13 protein-coding genes are annotated in these 16,119 nt (G+C 71.8%); 9 read left to right on the forward strand and 4 right to left on the reverse strand.

Features of this window, described 5'->3' with window-relative positions; translation table 11 throughout:
• The first annotated feature begins 50 nt into the window (after window positions 1–50).
• The 8 genes from QCZ28_RS01900 to QCZ28_RS01935 all read left to right on the forward strand — a co-directional run bounded on the left by QCZ28_RS01900 (window position 51) and on the right by QCZ28_RS01935 (window position 11,797).
• Window positions 51–1,091 carry an SAM-dependent methyltransferase gene (locus tag QCZ28_RS01900; RefSeq protein ID WP_279514912.1) on the forward strand — a complete coding sequence of 347 codons (1,041 nt, stop codon included), beginning with the start codon at window positions 51–53 and terminating at the stop codon, window positions 1,089–1,091.
• Window positions 1,092–1,564: 473 nt separating this feature from the next.
• Entirely contained in the window at window positions 1,565–1,654 is a 90-nt protein-coding gene (kdpF, locus tag QCZ28_RS01905; RefSeq protein WP_036410889.1) for a K(+)-transporting ATPase subunit F, read from the forward strand.
• Window positions 1,654–3,309, forward strand: a complete 1,656-nt coding sequence (gene kdpA, locus QCZ28_RS01910; RefSeq protein WP_279514913.1) for a potassium-transporting ATPase subunit KdpA — start codon at window positions 1,654–1,656, stop codon at window positions 3,307–3,309. Before kdpF ends, kdpA begins: the two co-directional genes overlap by 1 nt.
• A 20-nt stretch (window positions 3,310–3,329) precedes the next feature.
• Window positions 3,330–5,504 (forward strand): potassium-transporting ATPase subunit KdpB, encoded by a 2,175-nt coding sequence (kdpB, locus tag QCZ28_RS01915; protein WP_279514914.1) that lies wholly within the window; start codon window positions 3,330–3,332, stop codon window positions 5,502–5,504.
• Window positions 5,504–6,385 carry a potassium-transporting ATPase subunit C gene (locus QCZ28_RS01920; protein WP_279514915.1) on the forward strand — a complete coding sequence of 294 codons (882 nt, stop codon included), beginning with the start codon at window positions 5,504–5,506 and terminating at the stop codon, window positions 6,383–6,385. Before kdpB ends, QCZ28_RS01920 begins: the two co-directional genes overlap by 1 nt.
• A gap of 73 nt (window positions 6,386–6,458) precedes the next feature.
• The gene (locus tag QCZ28_RS01925; RefSeq protein WP_279514916.1) at window positions 6,459–9,011 is read left to right on the forward strand and encodes a DUF4118 domain-containing protein; all 2,553 of its coding nucleotides are present in this window, start codon (window positions 6,459–6,461) and stop codon (window positions 9,009–9,011) included.
• Window positions 9,008–9,688, forward strand: coding sequence for a response regulator (locus QCZ28_RS01930; protein ID WP_279514917.1), 681 nt, complete (start codon window positions 9,008–9,010; stop codon window positions 9,686–9,688). The genes QCZ28_RS01925 and QCZ28_RS01930 overlap by 4 nt, the downstream gene beginning before the upstream one ends.
• A 99-nt stretch (window positions 9,689–9,787) precedes the next feature.
• Window positions 9,788–11,797 carry an FAD-dependent oxidoreductase gene (locus QCZ28_RS01935; protein WP_279514918.1) on the forward strand — a complete coding sequence of 670 codons (2,010 nt, stop codon included), beginning with the start codon at window positions 9,788–9,790 and terminating at the stop codon, window positions 11,795–11,797.
• Here QCZ28_RS01935 and QCZ28_RS01940 read toward each other — a convergent pair.
• Both QCZ28_RS01940 and QCZ28_RS01945 read right to left on the reverse strand, forming a co-directional pair.
• Window positions 11,698–12,111, reverse strand: a complete 414-nt coding sequence (locus QCZ28_RS01940) for an SAV_915 family protein (RefSeq protein ID WP_347815074.1) — start codon at window positions 12,109–12,111, stop codon at window positions 11,698–11,700. The two genes, QCZ28_RS01935 and QCZ28_RS01940, sit on opposite strands and share 100 nt — an antisense overlap.
• A gap of 20 nt (window positions 12,112–12,131) precedes the next feature.
• Entirely contained in the window at window positions 12,132–13,064 is a 933-nt protein-coding gene (locus QCZ28_RS01945; RefSeq protein ID WP_279514920.1) for an SDR family oxidoreductase, read from the reverse strand.
• 182 nt (window positions 13,065–13,246) lie between these two features.
• On the opposite strand from QCZ28_RS01945, the gene QCZ28_RS01950 reads away from it, so the two are divergent.
• Window positions 13,247–14,002, forward strand: a complete 756-nt coding sequence (locus tag QCZ28_RS01950) for a dienelactone hydrolase family protein (RefSeq protein ID WP_279514921.1) — start codon at window positions 13,247–13,249, stop codon at window positions 14,000–14,002.
• Between the two features lie 25 nt (window positions 14,003–14,027).
• On the opposite strand, the gene QCZ28_RS01955 is transcribed toward QCZ28_RS01950, so the two are convergent.
• Both QCZ28_RS01955 and QCZ28_RS01960 read right to left on the reverse strand, forming a co-directional pair.
• Complete coding sequence (locus QCZ28_RS01955; RefSeq protein WP_279514922.1) at window positions 14,028–15,131, reverse strand: L-dopachrome tautomerase-related protein; 1,104 nt, start codon at window positions 15,129–15,131, stop codon at window positions 14,028–14,030.
• A 100-nt stretch (window positions 15,132–15,231) separates the two neighbouring features.
• Window positions 15,232–16,113 (reverse strand): SMP-30/gluconolactonase/LRE family protein, encoded by an 882-nt coding sequence (locus QCZ28_RS01960; RefSeq protein ID WP_279514923.1) that lies wholly within the window; start codon window positions 16,111–16,113, stop codon window positions 15,232–15,234.
• Between the last annotated feature and the right edge of the window lie 6 nt (window positions 16,114–16,119).

The raw sequence follows: 16,119 nt of genomic DNA on the forward strand, positions 1-16,119 counted from the left end.
CCGCTCCGGTTCCCGGCGACAGTGACTGGTTGTGGAATACTCGCCGGATCATGACGCGTTACGGCCTGCTGATCCTGCCCGCCACCAACCGGGTGTACGCCCGCGCCGCCGTCGACCTCACCCAGGCGGAGCTGGAGATCTTCGGCCGCTCGGCGCTGGACGGTCGGATCGGCGAGCTGGACACCGCTGTCGTCGGAGGGGCGTCGTACATCACGTTCACCGGTGACGGGCTGACGGAGCGTGACCTGGCCGTGCTGGGCAACCTCTCCGCCGGGTACGCATTGTTCGAGATCGTCGGCGAGCTGCTGCGGCCGATCGAGTGGAGCCGGCTGGACCGCTACGACGACGACCTGCTCACCATCCAGAAGTACCCGGGCAAGACCAACGAGCAGTTCACCAAGCTGCTGCTCAACGTCACACTGCTCGCCTCGGCCTGGGCCACCGAGATGACCAGCCGCCGGTTCCGGGTGCTCGACCCGCTCTGCGGTCGGGGCACCACCCTCAACCAGGCGCTGATGTACGGCTTCGACGCGGCCGGGATCGAGCGCGACCAGAAGGACGTCGAGGCGTACCGGGCGTTCGTCACCACCTGGTTGAAGCAGAAGCGGGTCAAGCACCGGGTGCTGGAGTCGGGGCCGGTGCGGCGGGAACGCAAGGTGGTCGGCCGGCGGGTGCGGATCGAGCTGGCGCCGACCCGCGAGGAGCACAAGGCCGGCCAGACTCAGCTGCTGGACGTGGTGAACGCCGACACCGCCCGGTCGGCGGAGTTCTTCCGCCCGCAGACCGTGGACCTGGTCGTCGCCGACGCGCCGTACGGCGTGCAGCACGGCAGTCGTACCGCTGGGCAGGGGTTGACCCGCGACCCGCTGGCGCTGCTCGCGGACGCCGCCCCGGTCTGGGCCGGGTTGTTGCGCCCCGGCGGTGCGTTGGGGATCTCCTGGAACACCCACGTCGCCAGCCGGGACGACGCGGCGGCGGCCCTGGCCGACGCCGGCCTGACCGTCGTCGACGAGGAGCCCTACCGCGCGCTGCGGCACCGGGTCGATCAGTCGATCATGCGCGACGTGCTGGTGGCCCGCCGCCCGGCCTGACCCGCCCGCGCGCCCGCGCGCCCGCGCTTCCGATCCCGCACCACCCGCCGGCCCGCACCCCTGGTGGCTCTCGTACGCCCTTTGCTCTGCACCCGCGCAGGCGACGCTCACGGCCGGTAGCTGGCGCCTCCGCGGGTGCAGAGCAAAGGGCGGCGGGGTCATCCGCGACCGGCGGGCGAGGTCGACCCGTGTAACCGGCCTCGACCTCGCGGGCGGCCGAGTTTGTGCCGCATTTCACCTGTTCGGGTGCCCGCGTGAAAACCGCGTCAAGAAAAGGTTCGCCGCCGTCATGGGTGCGTTATGACCCCTGCCGTCCGGCGGGTGGTGGGGCTTTGATTGCCCGGCGCGACCGGAAGGCGGTCGCGACGAACCTTTCCGGTATGAGGAGTCAGCGTGTCTGACGTGGTGTTCGTGGTCCTGACGGTGGCGCTGTTCGCAGCGCTCGCCCTGGTGGTCCGGGCGGTGGAGAAGCTGTGAACGCGGTAAACGCCGTCGGTCTGGTGCTCGCGGTGGTCCTGGGCGCGTTCCTGGTGTTCGCCCTGCTGTTCCCGGAGCGCTTCTGATGACCATGACAACAGCGGGCGTCATCTTCGTGCTGACGCTGGTGGCGGCGATCGTCGCCGTCTACAAGCCGTTCGGCGACCACATGTTCCGGGCGGTCTCCGGCACCAGACAGTCGCGGGTCGAGCGGGGCATCTACCGCCTGGTCGGGGTCAACCCCGCCGCCGAGCAGACCTGGGGCGTGTACGCCCGCAGCGTGCTGGCGTTCTCCGCGGTCTCGATCCTGTTCCTGTACCTGTTCCAGCGGGTGCAGAACCACCTGTGGCTGTCGCTGGGCTTCGACCCGGTGGTGCCGCACGGGGCGTGGAACACGGCGGTGTCGTTCGTGACGAACACCAACTGGCAGTCGTACTCGGGTGAGTCGACGATGGGTCACCTGGTGCAGATGGCCGGCCTGGCCGTGCAGAACTTCGTCTCGGCGGCGGTCGGCATCGCGGTGGCTGTCGCGCTGGTGCGCGGCTTCGCCCGCAGCCGCACCGGGCAGCTCGGCAACTTCTGGGTCGACCTGACCCGGATCGTGCTGCGCATCCTGCTGCCCATCGCCGTGCTCGGCGCCATCGCGCTGATGATCGGCGGGGCGGTGCAGAACCTCTCCGGTGGCACCGACGTGACCACGTTGACCGGCGGCACCCAGACCATCACCGGTGGTCCGGTCGCCAGCCAGGAAGTGATCAAGGAGCTGGGCACCAACGGTGGCGGCTTCTACAACGTCAACAGCGCCCACCCGTTCGAGAACCCGACCGCCTGGACGAACTGGCTGGAGATCTTCCTGATCCTGCTGATCCCGTTCAGCCTGCCCCGGGTGTTCGGCCGGATGGTCGGGCAGAACCGCCAGGGGTACGCCATCGCCGCGGTGATGGGCATCCTGGCCGTCGCCAGCATCGCCATCACCAACATCTTCGAGCTGGCCGGCCACGGCACGGTGCCGCAGGCCGTCGGCGCGGCGCTGGAGGGCAAGGAGGTGCGGTTCGACGTGTCGAACTCGGCCACCTTCGCCGCCGCCACCACGCTCACCTCGACCGGTGCGGTGAACTCGTTCCACGACTCGTTCACCTCGCTCGGCGGCATGATGACGATGGTCAACATGATGCTCGGCGAGGTCGCGCCGGGCGGCACCGGCTCCGGTCTCTACGGCCTGCTCATCCTCGCGGTGATCACGGTCTTCGTGGCCGGGCTGATGGTCGGCCGCACGCCGGAGTACCTGGGCAAGAAGATCGGGTCGCGCGAGATCAAGTTCGCCTCGCTCTACTTCCTGATCACACCGATCCTGGTGCTGGTCGGTACGGCGGCGGCGTTCGCCACCGGCAACAACGCCACGGCGCTCAACGTCGGCCCGCACGGCCTCTCCGAGGTGCTGTACGCGTTCACCTCGGCCAGCAACAACAACGGCTCCGCCTTCGGCGGCATCACCGTCAACACCACCTGGTGGGACACCGCACTCGGGTTGTGCATGCTGCTGGGCCGGTTCCTGCCGCTCATCTTCGTGCTCGCGTTGGCCGGTTCGCTGGCCCGCCAGGCACCCACCCCCGTGTCCGAGGGCACCCTGCCGACCCACCGACCGCTGTTCATCGGCATGGTCGTCGGCGTCACCGTGGTCCTCGTCGCGCTGACCTTCCTGCCCGCGCTCGCGCTCGGCCCGTTGGCAGAGGGGCTCTGACCACCATGAGGAACGAGGACATGTCCGTGACATCCGGGCAACTCGCCACCGGCGGCAACCGGATCGGCGGGGGCCTGCTCGACCCCAAGCAGTTGGTCCGGTCCCTGCCGGACGCGGTACGCAAGCTCAACCCCGCCACCCTGTGGCGCAACCCGGTGATGCTGATCGTCGAGGTCGGCGCGGCCTTCACCACCGTCCTGGCGGTGACCGACCCGTCCGTGTTCGCCTGGGCGATCACCACCTGGCTCTGGCTGACAGTGGTCTTCGCCAACCTGGCCGAGGCCGTCGCCGAGGGTCGGGGCAAGGCCCAGGCGGCGACCCTGCGGCAGGCGAAGAAGGACACCATCGCCACCCGCCTGATCGACTGGAAGCCGGGCGCCCGGGCCAACACCTACCGCGACGAGGCGGTGCCCGCGCCTGACCTGTGTCAGGGCGACATCGTGCTGGTCGAGTCGGGCGGCATCATCCCCGGCGACGGCGACATCGTCGAGGGCATCGCCAGCGTCGACGAGTCGGCGATCACCGGCGAGTCGGCCCCGGTCATCCGGGAGTCCGGCGGCGACCGCAGCGCGGTCACCGGCGGTACCAAGGTGCTCTCCGACCAGATCATCGTGAAGATCACCCAGAAGCCGGGGGAGAGCTTCATCGACCGGATGATCGCCCTGGTCGAGGGCGCCAACCGACAGAAGACGCCGAACGAGATCGCGCTGAACATCCTGCTCGCCGCGCTCACGATCATCTTCCTGCTGGCCGTGGTGACCCTCCAGCCCTTGGCGATCTTCTCCAAGGCGTACCAGGCGGCCGCACCGGACAGCGGGGCGATCACCGACTCCGGCGTCACCGGGGTGGTGCTGATCTCGCTGCTGGTCTGCCTGATCCCCACCACCATCGGCGCGCTGCTCTCCGCCATCGGCATCGCCGGCATGGACCGCCTCGTCCAGCGCAACGTCCTGGCCATGAGCGGCCGGGCCGTCGAGGCGGCCGGCGACGTCAACACCCTGCTGCTGGACAAGACCGGCACCATCACCCTGGGCAACCGGCAGGCCGCCGAGTTCGTACCGGTCGAGGGGGTCGACGCCGCGACAGTTGCCGACGCCGCGCAGCTGTCCAGCCTGGCCGACGAGACCCCCGAGGGGCGTTCGGTGGTGGTGCTGGCGAAGAACGAGTTCGGGCTGCGCGAGCGCGAGCCCGGCGTGATGCCGCACGCCACCTTCGTGCCGTTCACCGCGCAGACCCGGATGAGCGGCGTCGACCTCACCCCCGACGCCAGCGTGGACGGCGGCGCGTCGGGCACCGGCCGTCGGGTCCGCAAGGGCGCCGCCGCAGCGGTGATGAAGTGGGTACGCGAGAACGGCGGCCACCCCACCGAGCAGGTCGGCGAGATCGTGGACGCGATCAGCGGCACCGGCGGCACCCCGCTGGTGGTCGCCGAGCACGTCGACGGTGAGCCCGCCCGCGCGTTGGGCGTCATCCACCTCAAGGACGTGGTCAAGTCCGGCATGCGGGAGCGGTTCGACGAGATGCGCCGGATGGGCATCCGGACCGTGATGATCACCGGCGACAACCCGCGTACCGCGAAGGCGATCGCCGACGAGGCCGGGGTGGACGACTTCCTGGCCGAGGCGACGCCGGAGGACAAGCTCGCCCTGATCAAGCGGGAGCAGGAGGGCGGCCGGCTGGTCGCGATGACCGGCGACGGCACCAACGACGCGCCGGCGCTCGCCCAGGCCGACGTCGGGGTGGCCATGAACACCGGCACGTCGGCAGCGAAGGAGGCCGGCAACATGGTCGACCTCGACTCCGACCCGACCAAGCTGATCGAGATCGTCGAGATCGGCAAGCAGTTGCTGATCACCCGCGGCGCGCTCACCACGTTCAGCATCTCCAACGACATCGCGAAGTACTTCGCGATCATCCCGGCCATGTTCGCCGGCCTCTACCCGAGCCTGGACGCGCTGAACATCATGCGGCTGTCCAGCCCGGAGTCGGCGATCCTCTCCGCCGTCATCTTCAACGCCCTGGTGATCATCGCGCTGATCCCGCTCGCCCTGCGCGGCGTGCGGTACCGGCCGGCCACCGCGTCGAAGCTGCTCAGCCGCAACCTCCTGGTCTACGGGCTGGGCGGCATCATCGTGCCGTTCATCGGGATCAAGCTCATCGACCTGCTCATCCAGTTCTTCCCGGGGATTTCGTGATGCGTCTACCCACCTGGATCGCCCAACACCTCGCCGCGCTGCGCGCCGTGCTCGTCTTCACGGTGCTGCTCGGCCTGGTCTACCCGTTGGCCCTGGTGGCGCTCGGCCAACTGCCCGGCCTCCACCACAAGGCCGACGGCTCGCTGATCGTCTCGAACGGAACGACGGTCGGCAGCGCGCTGATCGGCCAGTCCTTCACCGACGCCGACGGCAACCCGGTCGCCCGCTACTTCCAGTCCCGCCCGTCGGCCGCCGGTGACGGCTACGACCCGACCTCCACCTCGGCCAGCAACCTGGGCCCGGAGAGCGTCGTCGACACCATCGCCACCGACCCGGAGGAGTCCAGCGAAAGCCTGCTCACCCAGGTCTGCGGGCGCAGCAAGGCCGTCGGTGAACTCAACGGCGTCGACGGCAGCCGCCCGTACTGCACCGACGACGGGGTGGGTGCCGTGCTCGCGGTCTTCCGCGCGGACGGTCTGACCGGCCCGGTGACCCGGGTGGTCAGCGTCAACCAGGCCGCCCCGGCGACTCCGTTCGTCACCGAGTACCAGGGGGTGATGGTGGAGCCGGCCCAGCCCGGCGAGGACTACGTGGCCGCCGGTGGGGTGGTCACCCCGATCCGGGGCGACGCGCCCGCCGACCCGGCGGTGCCCGCCGACCCGGTCACCGCCAGCGCCAGCGGTCTCGACCCGCAGATCAGCCCGGCGTACGCGGAGTTGCAGGTGAACCGGGTCGCGCGGGAGCGCGGCGCGGACCCGGCGGCGGTTCGCAAGCTGGTCGAGGAGCACACCAGCGGGCGGGCGCTCGGCTTCATGGGGGAGCCCGGCGTGAACGTGTTGGAGCTGAACCTCGCCCTCGACAGGCAGTTCCCCGCACGCTGAGCACCCGCGCCGGTGGGGCCGCGCCGATCGGGCGCGGCCCCACCGGCCGACCTGACCAGGGAGGATGGTCCCCGTGCCACGCGGAGAACTGCGCATCTATCTCGGCGCCGCCCCCGGCGTCGGCAAGACGTACGCCATGTTGGAGGAGGCCCAGCGGCGGGCCGCGCGCGGCACCGACGTGGTGATCGGCTTCGTGGAGACCCACGGTCGGCAGCACACCGCCGAGATGCTCGGCGACCTGGAGCAGGTGCCCCGTCGGGCGATGACCTACCGGGGCGCCGAGTTCACCGAGATGGACCTGGACGCGGTGCTGGCCCGCCGGCCCGAGGTCGCCGTGGTCGACGAGTTGGCGCACACCAACGTGCCCGGGTCCCGGCACGACAAGCGCTGGCAGGACGTCCAGGAGCTGCTCGACGCGGGGATCGACGTGCTGTCCACCGTCAACGTGCAGCACCTGGAGTCGGTCAACGACGTCGTCGCGCAGATCACCGGCACGACCCAGCGGGAGACCGTGCCGGACGAGATCGTCCGCGCCGCCGAGCAGGTCGAGCTGGTCGACATGACCCCGGAGGCGCTGCGCCGCCGGATGGCGCACGGCAACATCTACCGACCCGACAAGATCGACGCCGCGTTGGGCAACTACTTCCGGGTCGGCAACCTCACCGCACTGCGCGAGTTGGCGCTGCTCTGGCTGGCCGACAAGGTCGACGAGCAGCTCGACCGCTACCGCAGCCAGCAGGGCATCGCCGCGACCTGGGAGGCCCGGGAACGGGTGGTGGTCGCGCTGACCGGTGGGCCCGAGGGGGAGACGCTGATCCGTCGGGCCGCCCGGGTCGCCGCCCGCAGCAAGGGCGCCGACCTGCTCGCCGTGCACGTGGCCCGCAGCGACGGCCTGGCCGGCGCCGACCCCGCCCAGCTGGCCCGCCAACGGGTGCTCGTGGAGAGCCTGGGCGGCACGTACCACCAGGTGCTCGGCACCGACGTGCCGGCTGCGTTGCTGGACTTCGCCCAGGGTGTGAACGCCACCCAACTGGTGCTCGGGGCCAGCCGGCGGGGCCGGCTCGCGCAGATCTTCGCCCGGGGTGTCGGGGTGACCACCACCGCGCTCTCCGGCTCGATCGACGTGCACCTGGTCACCCACAAGCAGGCCGGCAAGGGCCGCCGGGCGGCGGCCGTGCCGGCGGCGTTGTCCCGCCGCCGCCGACTGCTCGGCTTCGGCCTCGCGGTGCTGGGCATGCCGCTGCTCACAGTGCTGCTGCGGACCCTGCCCGACCTGACGCTGACAAACGACATCCTGCTGTTCCTCGCCGGGGTGGTCGGCGTCGCGCTGGTCGGCGGGGTGTGGCCGGCCCTGGTCGCCGCGCTCGGCGGAAGCCTGCTGCTCAACTGGTTCTTCACCCCGCCCTTCAAGACACTGACCATCGCCGAGGCGGACAACCTGCTCGCCCTGGCCGTCTTCGTCGGGGTGGCGCTGGCGGTGAGCTGGATCGTCGACGTGGCCGCCCGGCGTACCCGGGAGGCCGCGCGGGCCGCCGCCGACGCGCAGACCCTCGCCGCCGTCGCCGGTGGCGTGCTGCGCGGCGAACGCCCCCTGCCCGCCCTGCTGGACCAGATCCGGGAGACCTTCGGGCTGCGCGCGGTGAGCGTGCTGGAGCTGGCCGAGGAGGCGAGCGGGCGTCCGGAACGGGCCCGCGAGGAGCATGCCTGGTGCGTGGTGGCCAGCGTCGGCGAGCAGCCGGCCTGCACCCCCGACGGCGGCGAGACGGCGGTACCCGTCGACGAGCGGATCACCGTCGTGCTCAGCGGTCGACGGCTGGAGGCCGCCGACCGGCGGATCGTCGAGGCGTTCGCCGCCCAGGCCGCCGTCGCGCTACGCCAGGAACGACTCGCCGAGGAGGCCGCCACCGCCCGACCGCTCGCCGCCGCCGACCGGATGCGCACCGCGCTGCTCGCCGCGGTCAGCCACGACCTGCGTACGCCGCTGGCGTCCGCGAAGGCGGCGGTGACCAGCCTGCGCAGCCACGACATCGAGTTCGACGAGTCCGACCGCGAGGAGTTGCTGGAGACCGCCGAGGAGTCGCTGGACCGGCTCGCCCGGCTGGTCGCGAACCTGCTGGACATGAGCCGGCTCCAGGCGGGTGTGCTGGGCATCTCGGCGACCGCCGTCGGCCTGGAGGACGCCGTACCCCTGGCGCTCGACGAACTTGGCCCGGCGGCCGCGACCGTCGGCACGGACATCCCGGCCGACCTGCCGGCGGCCACCGCCGACCCGGGCCTGCTGGAACGGGTGCTGGTCAACGTCGTCGCCAACGCGCTGCGTTACAGCCCACCCGACCAGCCGCCGGTGATCACCGCCAGCGCGCACGCAGGTCAGGTGGAGCTGCGGGTGATCGACCGGGGTCCGGGTATCCCGGAGGACCAGTGGGAGCACGTCTTCCTGCCGTTCCAACGCCTCGGCGACCGGGACAACCAGACCGGTGTCGGTCTCGGTCTCGCCCTGTCCCGGGGGTTGGCCGAGGCGATGGGTGGCAGCATCACCCCGGAGACCACCCCCGGCGGTGGGCTCACCATGGTGCTGCGGCTGCCGGCTGCCGTGCAGACCAGCTCGGAGGGGCCCCCGGAATGACGCGCATCCTGGTCGTCGACGACGAACCGCAGATCCTGCGTGCCCTGCGGATCAACCTGCGGGCTCGCCGGTACGACGTGGACGTCGCCGCGACCGGGGCCGCCGCGTTGAGGGCCGCCGCCAGCCACCCACCCGACCTGGTGGTGCTCGACCTCGGCCTGCCCGACATCGACGGTGTGGAGGTGATCCGGGGCCTGCGCGGGTGGACCACAGTGCCGATCATCGTGCTCTCCGGCCGGGCCGGCAGCGAGGACAAGGTAGCGGCGCTCGACGCGGGTGCGGATGACTACGTCACCAAGCCGTTCGGGGTCGAGGAGTTGCTGGCCCGCATCCGCGCGGTGACCCGCCGCCTCGGCGCGCCCAGCGAGGCGGTGCCGGCGTTGCGGATCGGTCAGCACACCGTCGACCTGGCCGACCACAGCGTGCGCAGGGACGACGGCACCGAGGTCAAGCTGACCCCCACCCAGTGGAGCGTGCTGGAGAAGCTGCTGCGGCACCCCGGCAAGCTGGTCAGTCAACGGCAGCTCCTGCAGGACGTGTGGGGGCCGGAGTACCAGAACGAGACCAACTACCTGCGGCAGTATCTTGCCCAGCTGCGGCGCAAGCTGGAGGACGACCCGGCTCGCCCCCGGCACCTCATCACCGAGCCGGGAATGGGCTACCGCTACCGCCCCTGACCCGTTGACACCCGCCGGCAGAGATTGAAGAATTTCGCTAGCAGCGGCAGCGGCGTGCTTCTGTAACCGTCCCCTCCGGTTACCCCTCGGGAGTTCGCCGTGTCAGTGCCCCTGTCCCGCCGCCGTCTGCTGACCGCCGGCGGTGCCGGCCTCGTCCTGGCCGGTCTCTCCGACCCGTTCCGGGCCGGTCCCGCCCGAGCCGCCGTCACCACCGCCGACCTGGTCGTCTACGGCGCCACCTCCGGTGGGCTGGCCGCCGCGATCACCATGCGCCGACTCGGCCACACCGCCGTCGTGGTCGAGCCCACCAGCCACGTCGGCGGGCTGAGCACCGCCGGGCTGGGCGCCACCGACACCGGGGTCCAGGCGTCCATCGGCGGGCTGGCCGCCGAGTTCTACCGCCGGGTGTACGTCAAGTACCACGGCGGCACCCTCACGCCGACGTCGCCGCTGCGGATGACCTTCGAACCGCGCGTCGCCGCCGCCGTCTTCGCCGAGATGCTGGCCGAGGCCGGCGTCCCCGTGGTCGTCGGCGCGCGGCTGTCCGGCCTCGGCCGCAGCGGCAACCGGATCACGGAGTTGCGCACCGAGGACGGGTCGATCTACTCCGGCGGCGTGTTCGTCGACGCGACCTACGAGGGCGACCTGCTGGCCATGGCCGGGGTGGGGTTCACCGTCGGGCGGGAGTCCAACGACACCTACGGCGAGACGATCAACGGGGTGCAGTCCCGCAACACCCACCAGTTCGTCTACCCCGTCGACCCGTACGTGACGGCCGGCTCGCCCGCGAGTGGTCTGCTGCCGGGCATCTCCGCCGCCCCGCTCGCCCCGCAGGGCAGCGGCGACGACCGGATCCAGGCGTACTGCTTCCGGATGTGCCTCACCCAGGCGGCCAACCGGATCCCGTTCGGCAGGCCGTCCGACTACGACCCGATCCGGTACGAGCTGCAGCTGCGCCACATCCAGGCCGGCTTCACCGGGCCGTACTTCACCACTCACTCGATCGGCGGTGGGAAGACCGACTCCAACAACAACGGCGCGGTGTCCACCGACCACATCGGCTTCAACCACGCCTACCCGACGGCGACCTGGGCGGCGCGGGAGAGCATCATCGCCGAGCACCGCAGCTACCAGCAGGGGATGATGTGGTTCCTGGCCAACGATCCCCGGCTGCCCGCGTCGGTGCGTGAGTCCACCGCCCGGTGGGGGCTGCCGGCCGACGAGTTCACCGGCACCGCCGGCTGGCCGCCGCTGCTCTACATCCGGGAGGCCCGCCGGATGGTCTCCGCGTACGCGATGACCGAGGCCGACTGCCGGGGCCGGGTACGGGCCACCGACTCGGTGGGCCTGGCCAGCTACACGATGGACTCGCACAACTGTCAGCGGGTGGTCGTCGACGGTCGGGTGCGCAACGAGGGCGACGTGCAGATCGGGGTGCCGTCGCCCTACCCGGTCAGCTACCGGGCGATCGTGCCGCACCAGGCCCAGTGCGCCAACCTGCTGGTGCCGGTCTGCCTGTCGGCGAGCCACATCGCGTACGGCTCGATCCGGATGGAGCCGGTGTTCATGATCCTCGGGCAGGCCGCCGCCACGGCGGCGTCGTTGGCGCTCGCCGGGAACCTCGCCGTGCAGGCGGTGTCGGTGCCCGCCCTCCAGGCCCGGCTGCGTCAGGACGGCGCGGTGCTGGAATGGGGGTCGACCAGCGAGGTGATCCTGGACAACGCGGCGGCCGGCGGGATCACCCGGGCCGGGACGTGGCTGCGCAGCACCAGCATCGGTGGCTACTACGGCCCGGACTACGAGCACGACGGCAACACCGCCAAGGGCGTCAACCGACTGCGGTTCCGCCCGACGCTGCCCGCCTCCGGATCGTGGACCGTGCAGCTGCGCTGGACCGCGGACCCCAACCGGGCGAGCAACGTGCCGGTCGACATCGCGTACTCCGGCGGGGTGGCCACCCGGACCGTCGACCAGCGGCAGTCCGGGGGTCAGTGGGTGCCGCTGGGCACCTACCCGTTCACGGCCGGCACCGAGGGGAGCGTGCTGATCCGTACCGAGGACACCGACGGCCACGTCATCGCCGACGCGGTGCGCTTCGTCCGCGCCTGACCGGCGGAGGGTGCGGGGCCGACCGGGACCGGGACGGCCTGCGCCCGCTGGCCGGCGGGTGCGGTCGGTGCGCGGGCGGGCACTGTCGGCGCGGCCGGGTCGCCACCGCTCGGGTCGAGTGGCGGTGCCACCAGCAGCGCGTCGACCTGGATCACGTCGATGCCGAGCGGGCGCAGCATGCCCCGCAGCGCGGACTCGCACAGCTCTTGCCAGTGCTGATCCGTGCCCATCGCGGCGACCAGCAGCTCCGGTCGGGTGAAGGCGATACCCACCCGCTGTCCCTGTGGCGAACGGCCGGTTCGCACCGTCCGCACCAGTCGTCCCCGTGTCGCGGTCAGTTGCCGGAGAACTCGACGCCCACCAACCGTTCCGAGACGGTCCAGAGGCGGGTGGCGTCAGCCGTGCTGCGCGCCGAGCGGTAGACGGCGAGTTCGGTCGGCGCGCCGGTGAACTGCCCCAACCCGTCCGGGCCGTAGAACCGGCCGCCCTGCGCCTGCGGGCTGGTTGCCGCGTAGAGGGCGGGACGCAGCCCGGCGTCCACCGAGTGCACCAGGAAGCCCCAGCGGGCCAGCCGGTTCATCACCGAGTGGTGCAGCGAGGGCCGGCTACGGCCCAGGTTGGGGCCGGAGGCGTACAGGTTCGTCATGGTGGTGCCCGGGTGGGCGACATTGCTGACGATGCCCCAGCCGCCAGCGCGACTGCGTCGGTCGAGTTCCAACCCGAAGTGCAGGGTGGCCAGCTTGGACGCGTTGTACGCGCGGATCGCCGCGTACCGCCGGGTGCCCTGGAGGTCGTCCCAGTCCAGCCGGCCGGAGCGGGCGGCGCTGCTCGACATGGTGGTGACCCGGGCCCGCCCGGCCCGCAGCAGCGGCAGCAACCGTCCGTTCAACGCGAAATGGCCCAGGTGATTGGTGCCGAGTTGCAGCTCGAAGCCCTCCGCGGTGCCGTGCCGGGTGGGAGGTGTCATCACGCCCGCGTTATTGATCATGAGGTGGATCGGCCGGCCCTCGGCCAGCAGCGTGTCGGCCAGCGCGGCCACCGAGTCCAGCGAGGCGAGATCCAGCTCCCGGGTCGACACGACGGCGCCCGGTGCGGCGGCCCGTACGGCGTCCAGTGCGGCGGCACCCTTGGCCGGGTTGCGGACCGGCAGCACCACCTCGGCACCGGCCTGCGCCAGCCGGGTGGCCAGGCCAAGGCCCAGCCCGTCGCTGCCGCCGGTCACGACGGCGAGTTTTCCAGTCAGGTCCGGAACGGTCAGGTCGAGCACAGCATCTCCCAGGTTGAGGGTGTCCGTCAGGTGTCGTGGACAAGCCTGGATCGATCGCCGGTCACCACCCAGGGTGGCCTTGTCCAGGGATCACCGGTCCCAGGCTCGGGGGGAGCGGCCGGGTATCCAGCTACGGCGAGTAACGTCCCAGGCGGACCAAGATCGGCGTACGAGGAGGCACGGTGCTGACGACGACGGTGGACATCCCGACCGGCGACGGGGTCGCGGACGCGTCCCTCACCCGACCGGACGGCAACGGCCCGTTCCCGGCGGTGCTGCTCTTCATGGACGCCTTCGGGCCGCGCCCGCGCCTGGTGGAGATGGCCGAGCGGATCGCCGCCCGGGGTTACCTGGTGCTGACGCCCCACCTGTTCTACCGGGGTGGTCGGGCACCGCTGTTCGACCTGTCCCGCCTCGGCGAGGCCGACCAGCGCGGTGCGCTCTTCGAGAAGATCATGCCGCTGGTCGGCGCGTTGACCGCTGACGTGATCAGTCGGGACACCGCCGCGTTCCTCGACTTCCTGGCCGCCCGCGACGACGTCCGGCCGGGCCCGGTCGCCATCACCGGCTACTGCATGGGCGGCACCAACGCGCTGCGGGCCATCGAGGCGCACCCGGACCGCATCGCCGCGGTGGCGAGCTTCCACGGCGGGCGGATCGTCACCGACGCGCCGGACAGCCCGCACCTGGGCGTCGGCTCGATCAGCGGCGAGCTGTACTTCGGGCACGCCGACGCCGACCAGTCGATGACGCCCGAGCAGATCGCCACGCTGGAGAACGCGCTCGACGCCGCCGGGGTGCGCTACCGCTCCGAGGTGTACGAGGGCGCGCACCACGGCTACACCATGGCCGACACCCCGGCGTACGACGAGCAGGCCACCGAGCGTCACTGGGCCGCCCTGTTCGACCTCCTGAACCGCACCCTGCCGGTGAACTGACGGCGCTGTCGGCTCGGCCCGGTGCTCAACGACGCAGCAGCACCGGGCCGGCGTCGATGCGGGTGCGGAACAGCGCGTACGGCTTGCGCCGCAGGTCCTTGCCGCGCTGGTACTGCGGCTGCCGGTGCAGTTGGTTGGCGGTGACGTAGAGGTACCCGTCGGTGGCCACCGACATGGTGTCCGGCCAGAGCAGTCGCGGGTCGTGCACCAGCGTCTCGTACTCGCCGTCGGGCAGTCGACGCAGCACCGCGTTGTGCTCGTACGAGGTGATGTAGAGCCGCCCCGCGTCGTCGCTCTCCAACCCGTCCGAGGCGGTGCCCCGGTCGCCCTCGTCGACAACCGTCGCGGCGACCGCCTCCTGGGTGACCCCCGGGTCGGCCAGCGCCTCGGTGGAGACGCTGTAGAGGCGCCGGGACGCCAACGGGCAGTAGTAGAGCCGGGTGCCGTCGGCGGAGATGGCGATGCCATCGGAGCCCATGCCCACCGGCTTCGGTGGCCCGTCGGCCGGTCGTTCCAGGAAGGGCCGGCCCTCGACAATCGGGCGGAACGACGTCAGCGGCTCCGCCTTGGTGGACGGGTGGTCGTGCAGCCGCCGCCAGGCGGCACCGCTGGCCAGGTCCACCACGACGATTCCGTTCGGCCCGGCGAACGCGGAGTCGGTGATGTACGCGACGCCCGCCTCGCCCCGCCGCAGGTCGAAGCGGACGTCGTTGAGGTACGTCGTCGGCAGCGCCACGTCCGCCGGAAAGGTGATCACCTGGGCGACCGTGTCGGTGTCCAGGTCGACCCGGACCAGCTTCGGGCCGCCCGGCTTGGTGGGTTGCAACATCGGACTGCCGGTGTCCAGCACCCAGAGCCGGTCGGCCGGGTCCACCACGATGCTCTGCACCGAGACGAACGCGCCAGCGTCGTCCTCGCCGGACGGGTCGTTCCACGCCTGGTCGGGGTAGGGCGTCTCCTGACCGTCGCGCAGCTCGACGACGGTGGCCGGCACCTCGTCGCCCCACTTCGGGAAGTTGACGAAGATCCGGCCCTGGTGCGAGACGCTCACCCCGGTCGGCATCGGGCCGGTGAAGGTGTGCACCAGCTCCAGTTCCCCCATCGGCTCGTCGCCGACCGGCCCGTTCACGCCGCCCACCCTGTGCTGCTCATCGGCTCGCTCCCCACCTGTCGGCTGTTACCGCCCTGCGGTGCGGTTGTTCCCGCCGTGGCGTCCGGTATGCCTGCGGTCAGCCGATCGGTGCGGCGGCGCGCGCGGCGGGCAGGCCGGGCACCTCGACGTCCACCGCGAGCAGCGCGCCGTCCTGCGGGCCCGCCGTGTCCAGCCCCACCCGGGCGGTGCCGATGAAGAGTCGCCGCAGGTCGGGGCCGCCCAGGCAGATTCCGGCCGGCTGCTTCGCCGGCAGCCGGATCTCCCGGTCGAGGGTGCCGTCGGGCCGGTAGCGGCGGACCGCGGAGCCACCCCACAGCGCGATCCAGAGGTGACCGGCCGCGTCGAGCGTCATGCCGTCCGGGCCGCCGTCGGCGGGGGACAGCCGCAGGAACGGCTCCCGCCCGCTCAGGGCCCCGGTGGCGGGGTCGACGGTGAACCGGTCGATCTGGCCGAGCGGGGTGTCGGCCAGGTACATGGTGGTGCCCGTCGCGTCGAACGCCGGCCCGTTCGGGATGGTCAGCCCGGTCACCGCGGGAACCGGCTCGGCGCCCGGGGTGAGGCGGAACAGCGTGCCCCCGCCGGGTGTCATCGCGTACGTCATGCTGCCGGCCCAGAAGCGGCCGTGCGGGTCGGCGACCGCGTCGTTCATCCGGGTCGGCTCGGGGGCGTCGCCGACCAGGTCGGCGACCGGTCGGGGGTCACCGGTGGCGGGCAGCACCGTGACGCCGGTCCCGGCGGCGGCCAGCCATTCGCCGGGTCGGTCGAGCACCGGGGCGACCGCGCCGAGCGGCACGTCGAGGCGGCGCAGCTCCCGCAGCGGGGTCGGGGCGTCGCCGTCGGTCTCCAGCAGTCGCCCGGCCAGCAGGTCGACGAGGACCAGCCGGTCGTCGACCCAACGCAGGCCCTCACCCAACTCCAGCCGGTCGGTGCTCCAGACGGTCGGCTCGGTCAGCTCCATGGTGTT

The organism is Micromonospora sp. DH14 (assembly GCF_029809455.1).
GTDB classification, from domain to species: Bacteria; Actinomycetota; Actinomycetes; order Mycobacteriales; family Micromonosporaceae; genus Micromonospora; species Micromonospora parva.

Bases quoted from the DNA above. Each gene is read 5' to 3' on its own strand.
- QCZ28_RS01930 (WP_279514917.1), top strand. From the start codon at position 9,008: ATGACGCGCATCCTGGTCGTCGACGACGAACCGCAGATCCTGCGTGCC.
- QCZ28_RS01920 (WP_279514915.1), top strand. From the start codon at position 5,504: ATGCGTCTACCCACCTGGATCGCCCAACACCTCGCCGCGCTGCGCGCC.
- kdpA (WP_279514913.1), top strand. From the start codon at position 1,654: ATGACCATGACAACAGCGGGCGTCATCTTCGTGCTGACGCTGGTGGCG.
- QCZ28_RS01900 (WP_279514912.1), top strand. From the start codon at position 51: ATGACGCGTTACGGCCTGCTGATCCTGCCCGCCACCAACCGGGTGTAC.
- QCZ28_RS01960 (WP_279514923.1), bottom strand. From the start codon at position 16,113: ATGGAGCTGACCGAGCCGACCGTCTGGAGCACCGACCGGCTGGAGTTG.
- kdpB (WP_279514914.1), top strand. From the start codon at position 3,330: ATGTCCGTGACATCCGGGCAACTCGCCACCGGCGGCAACCGGATCGGC.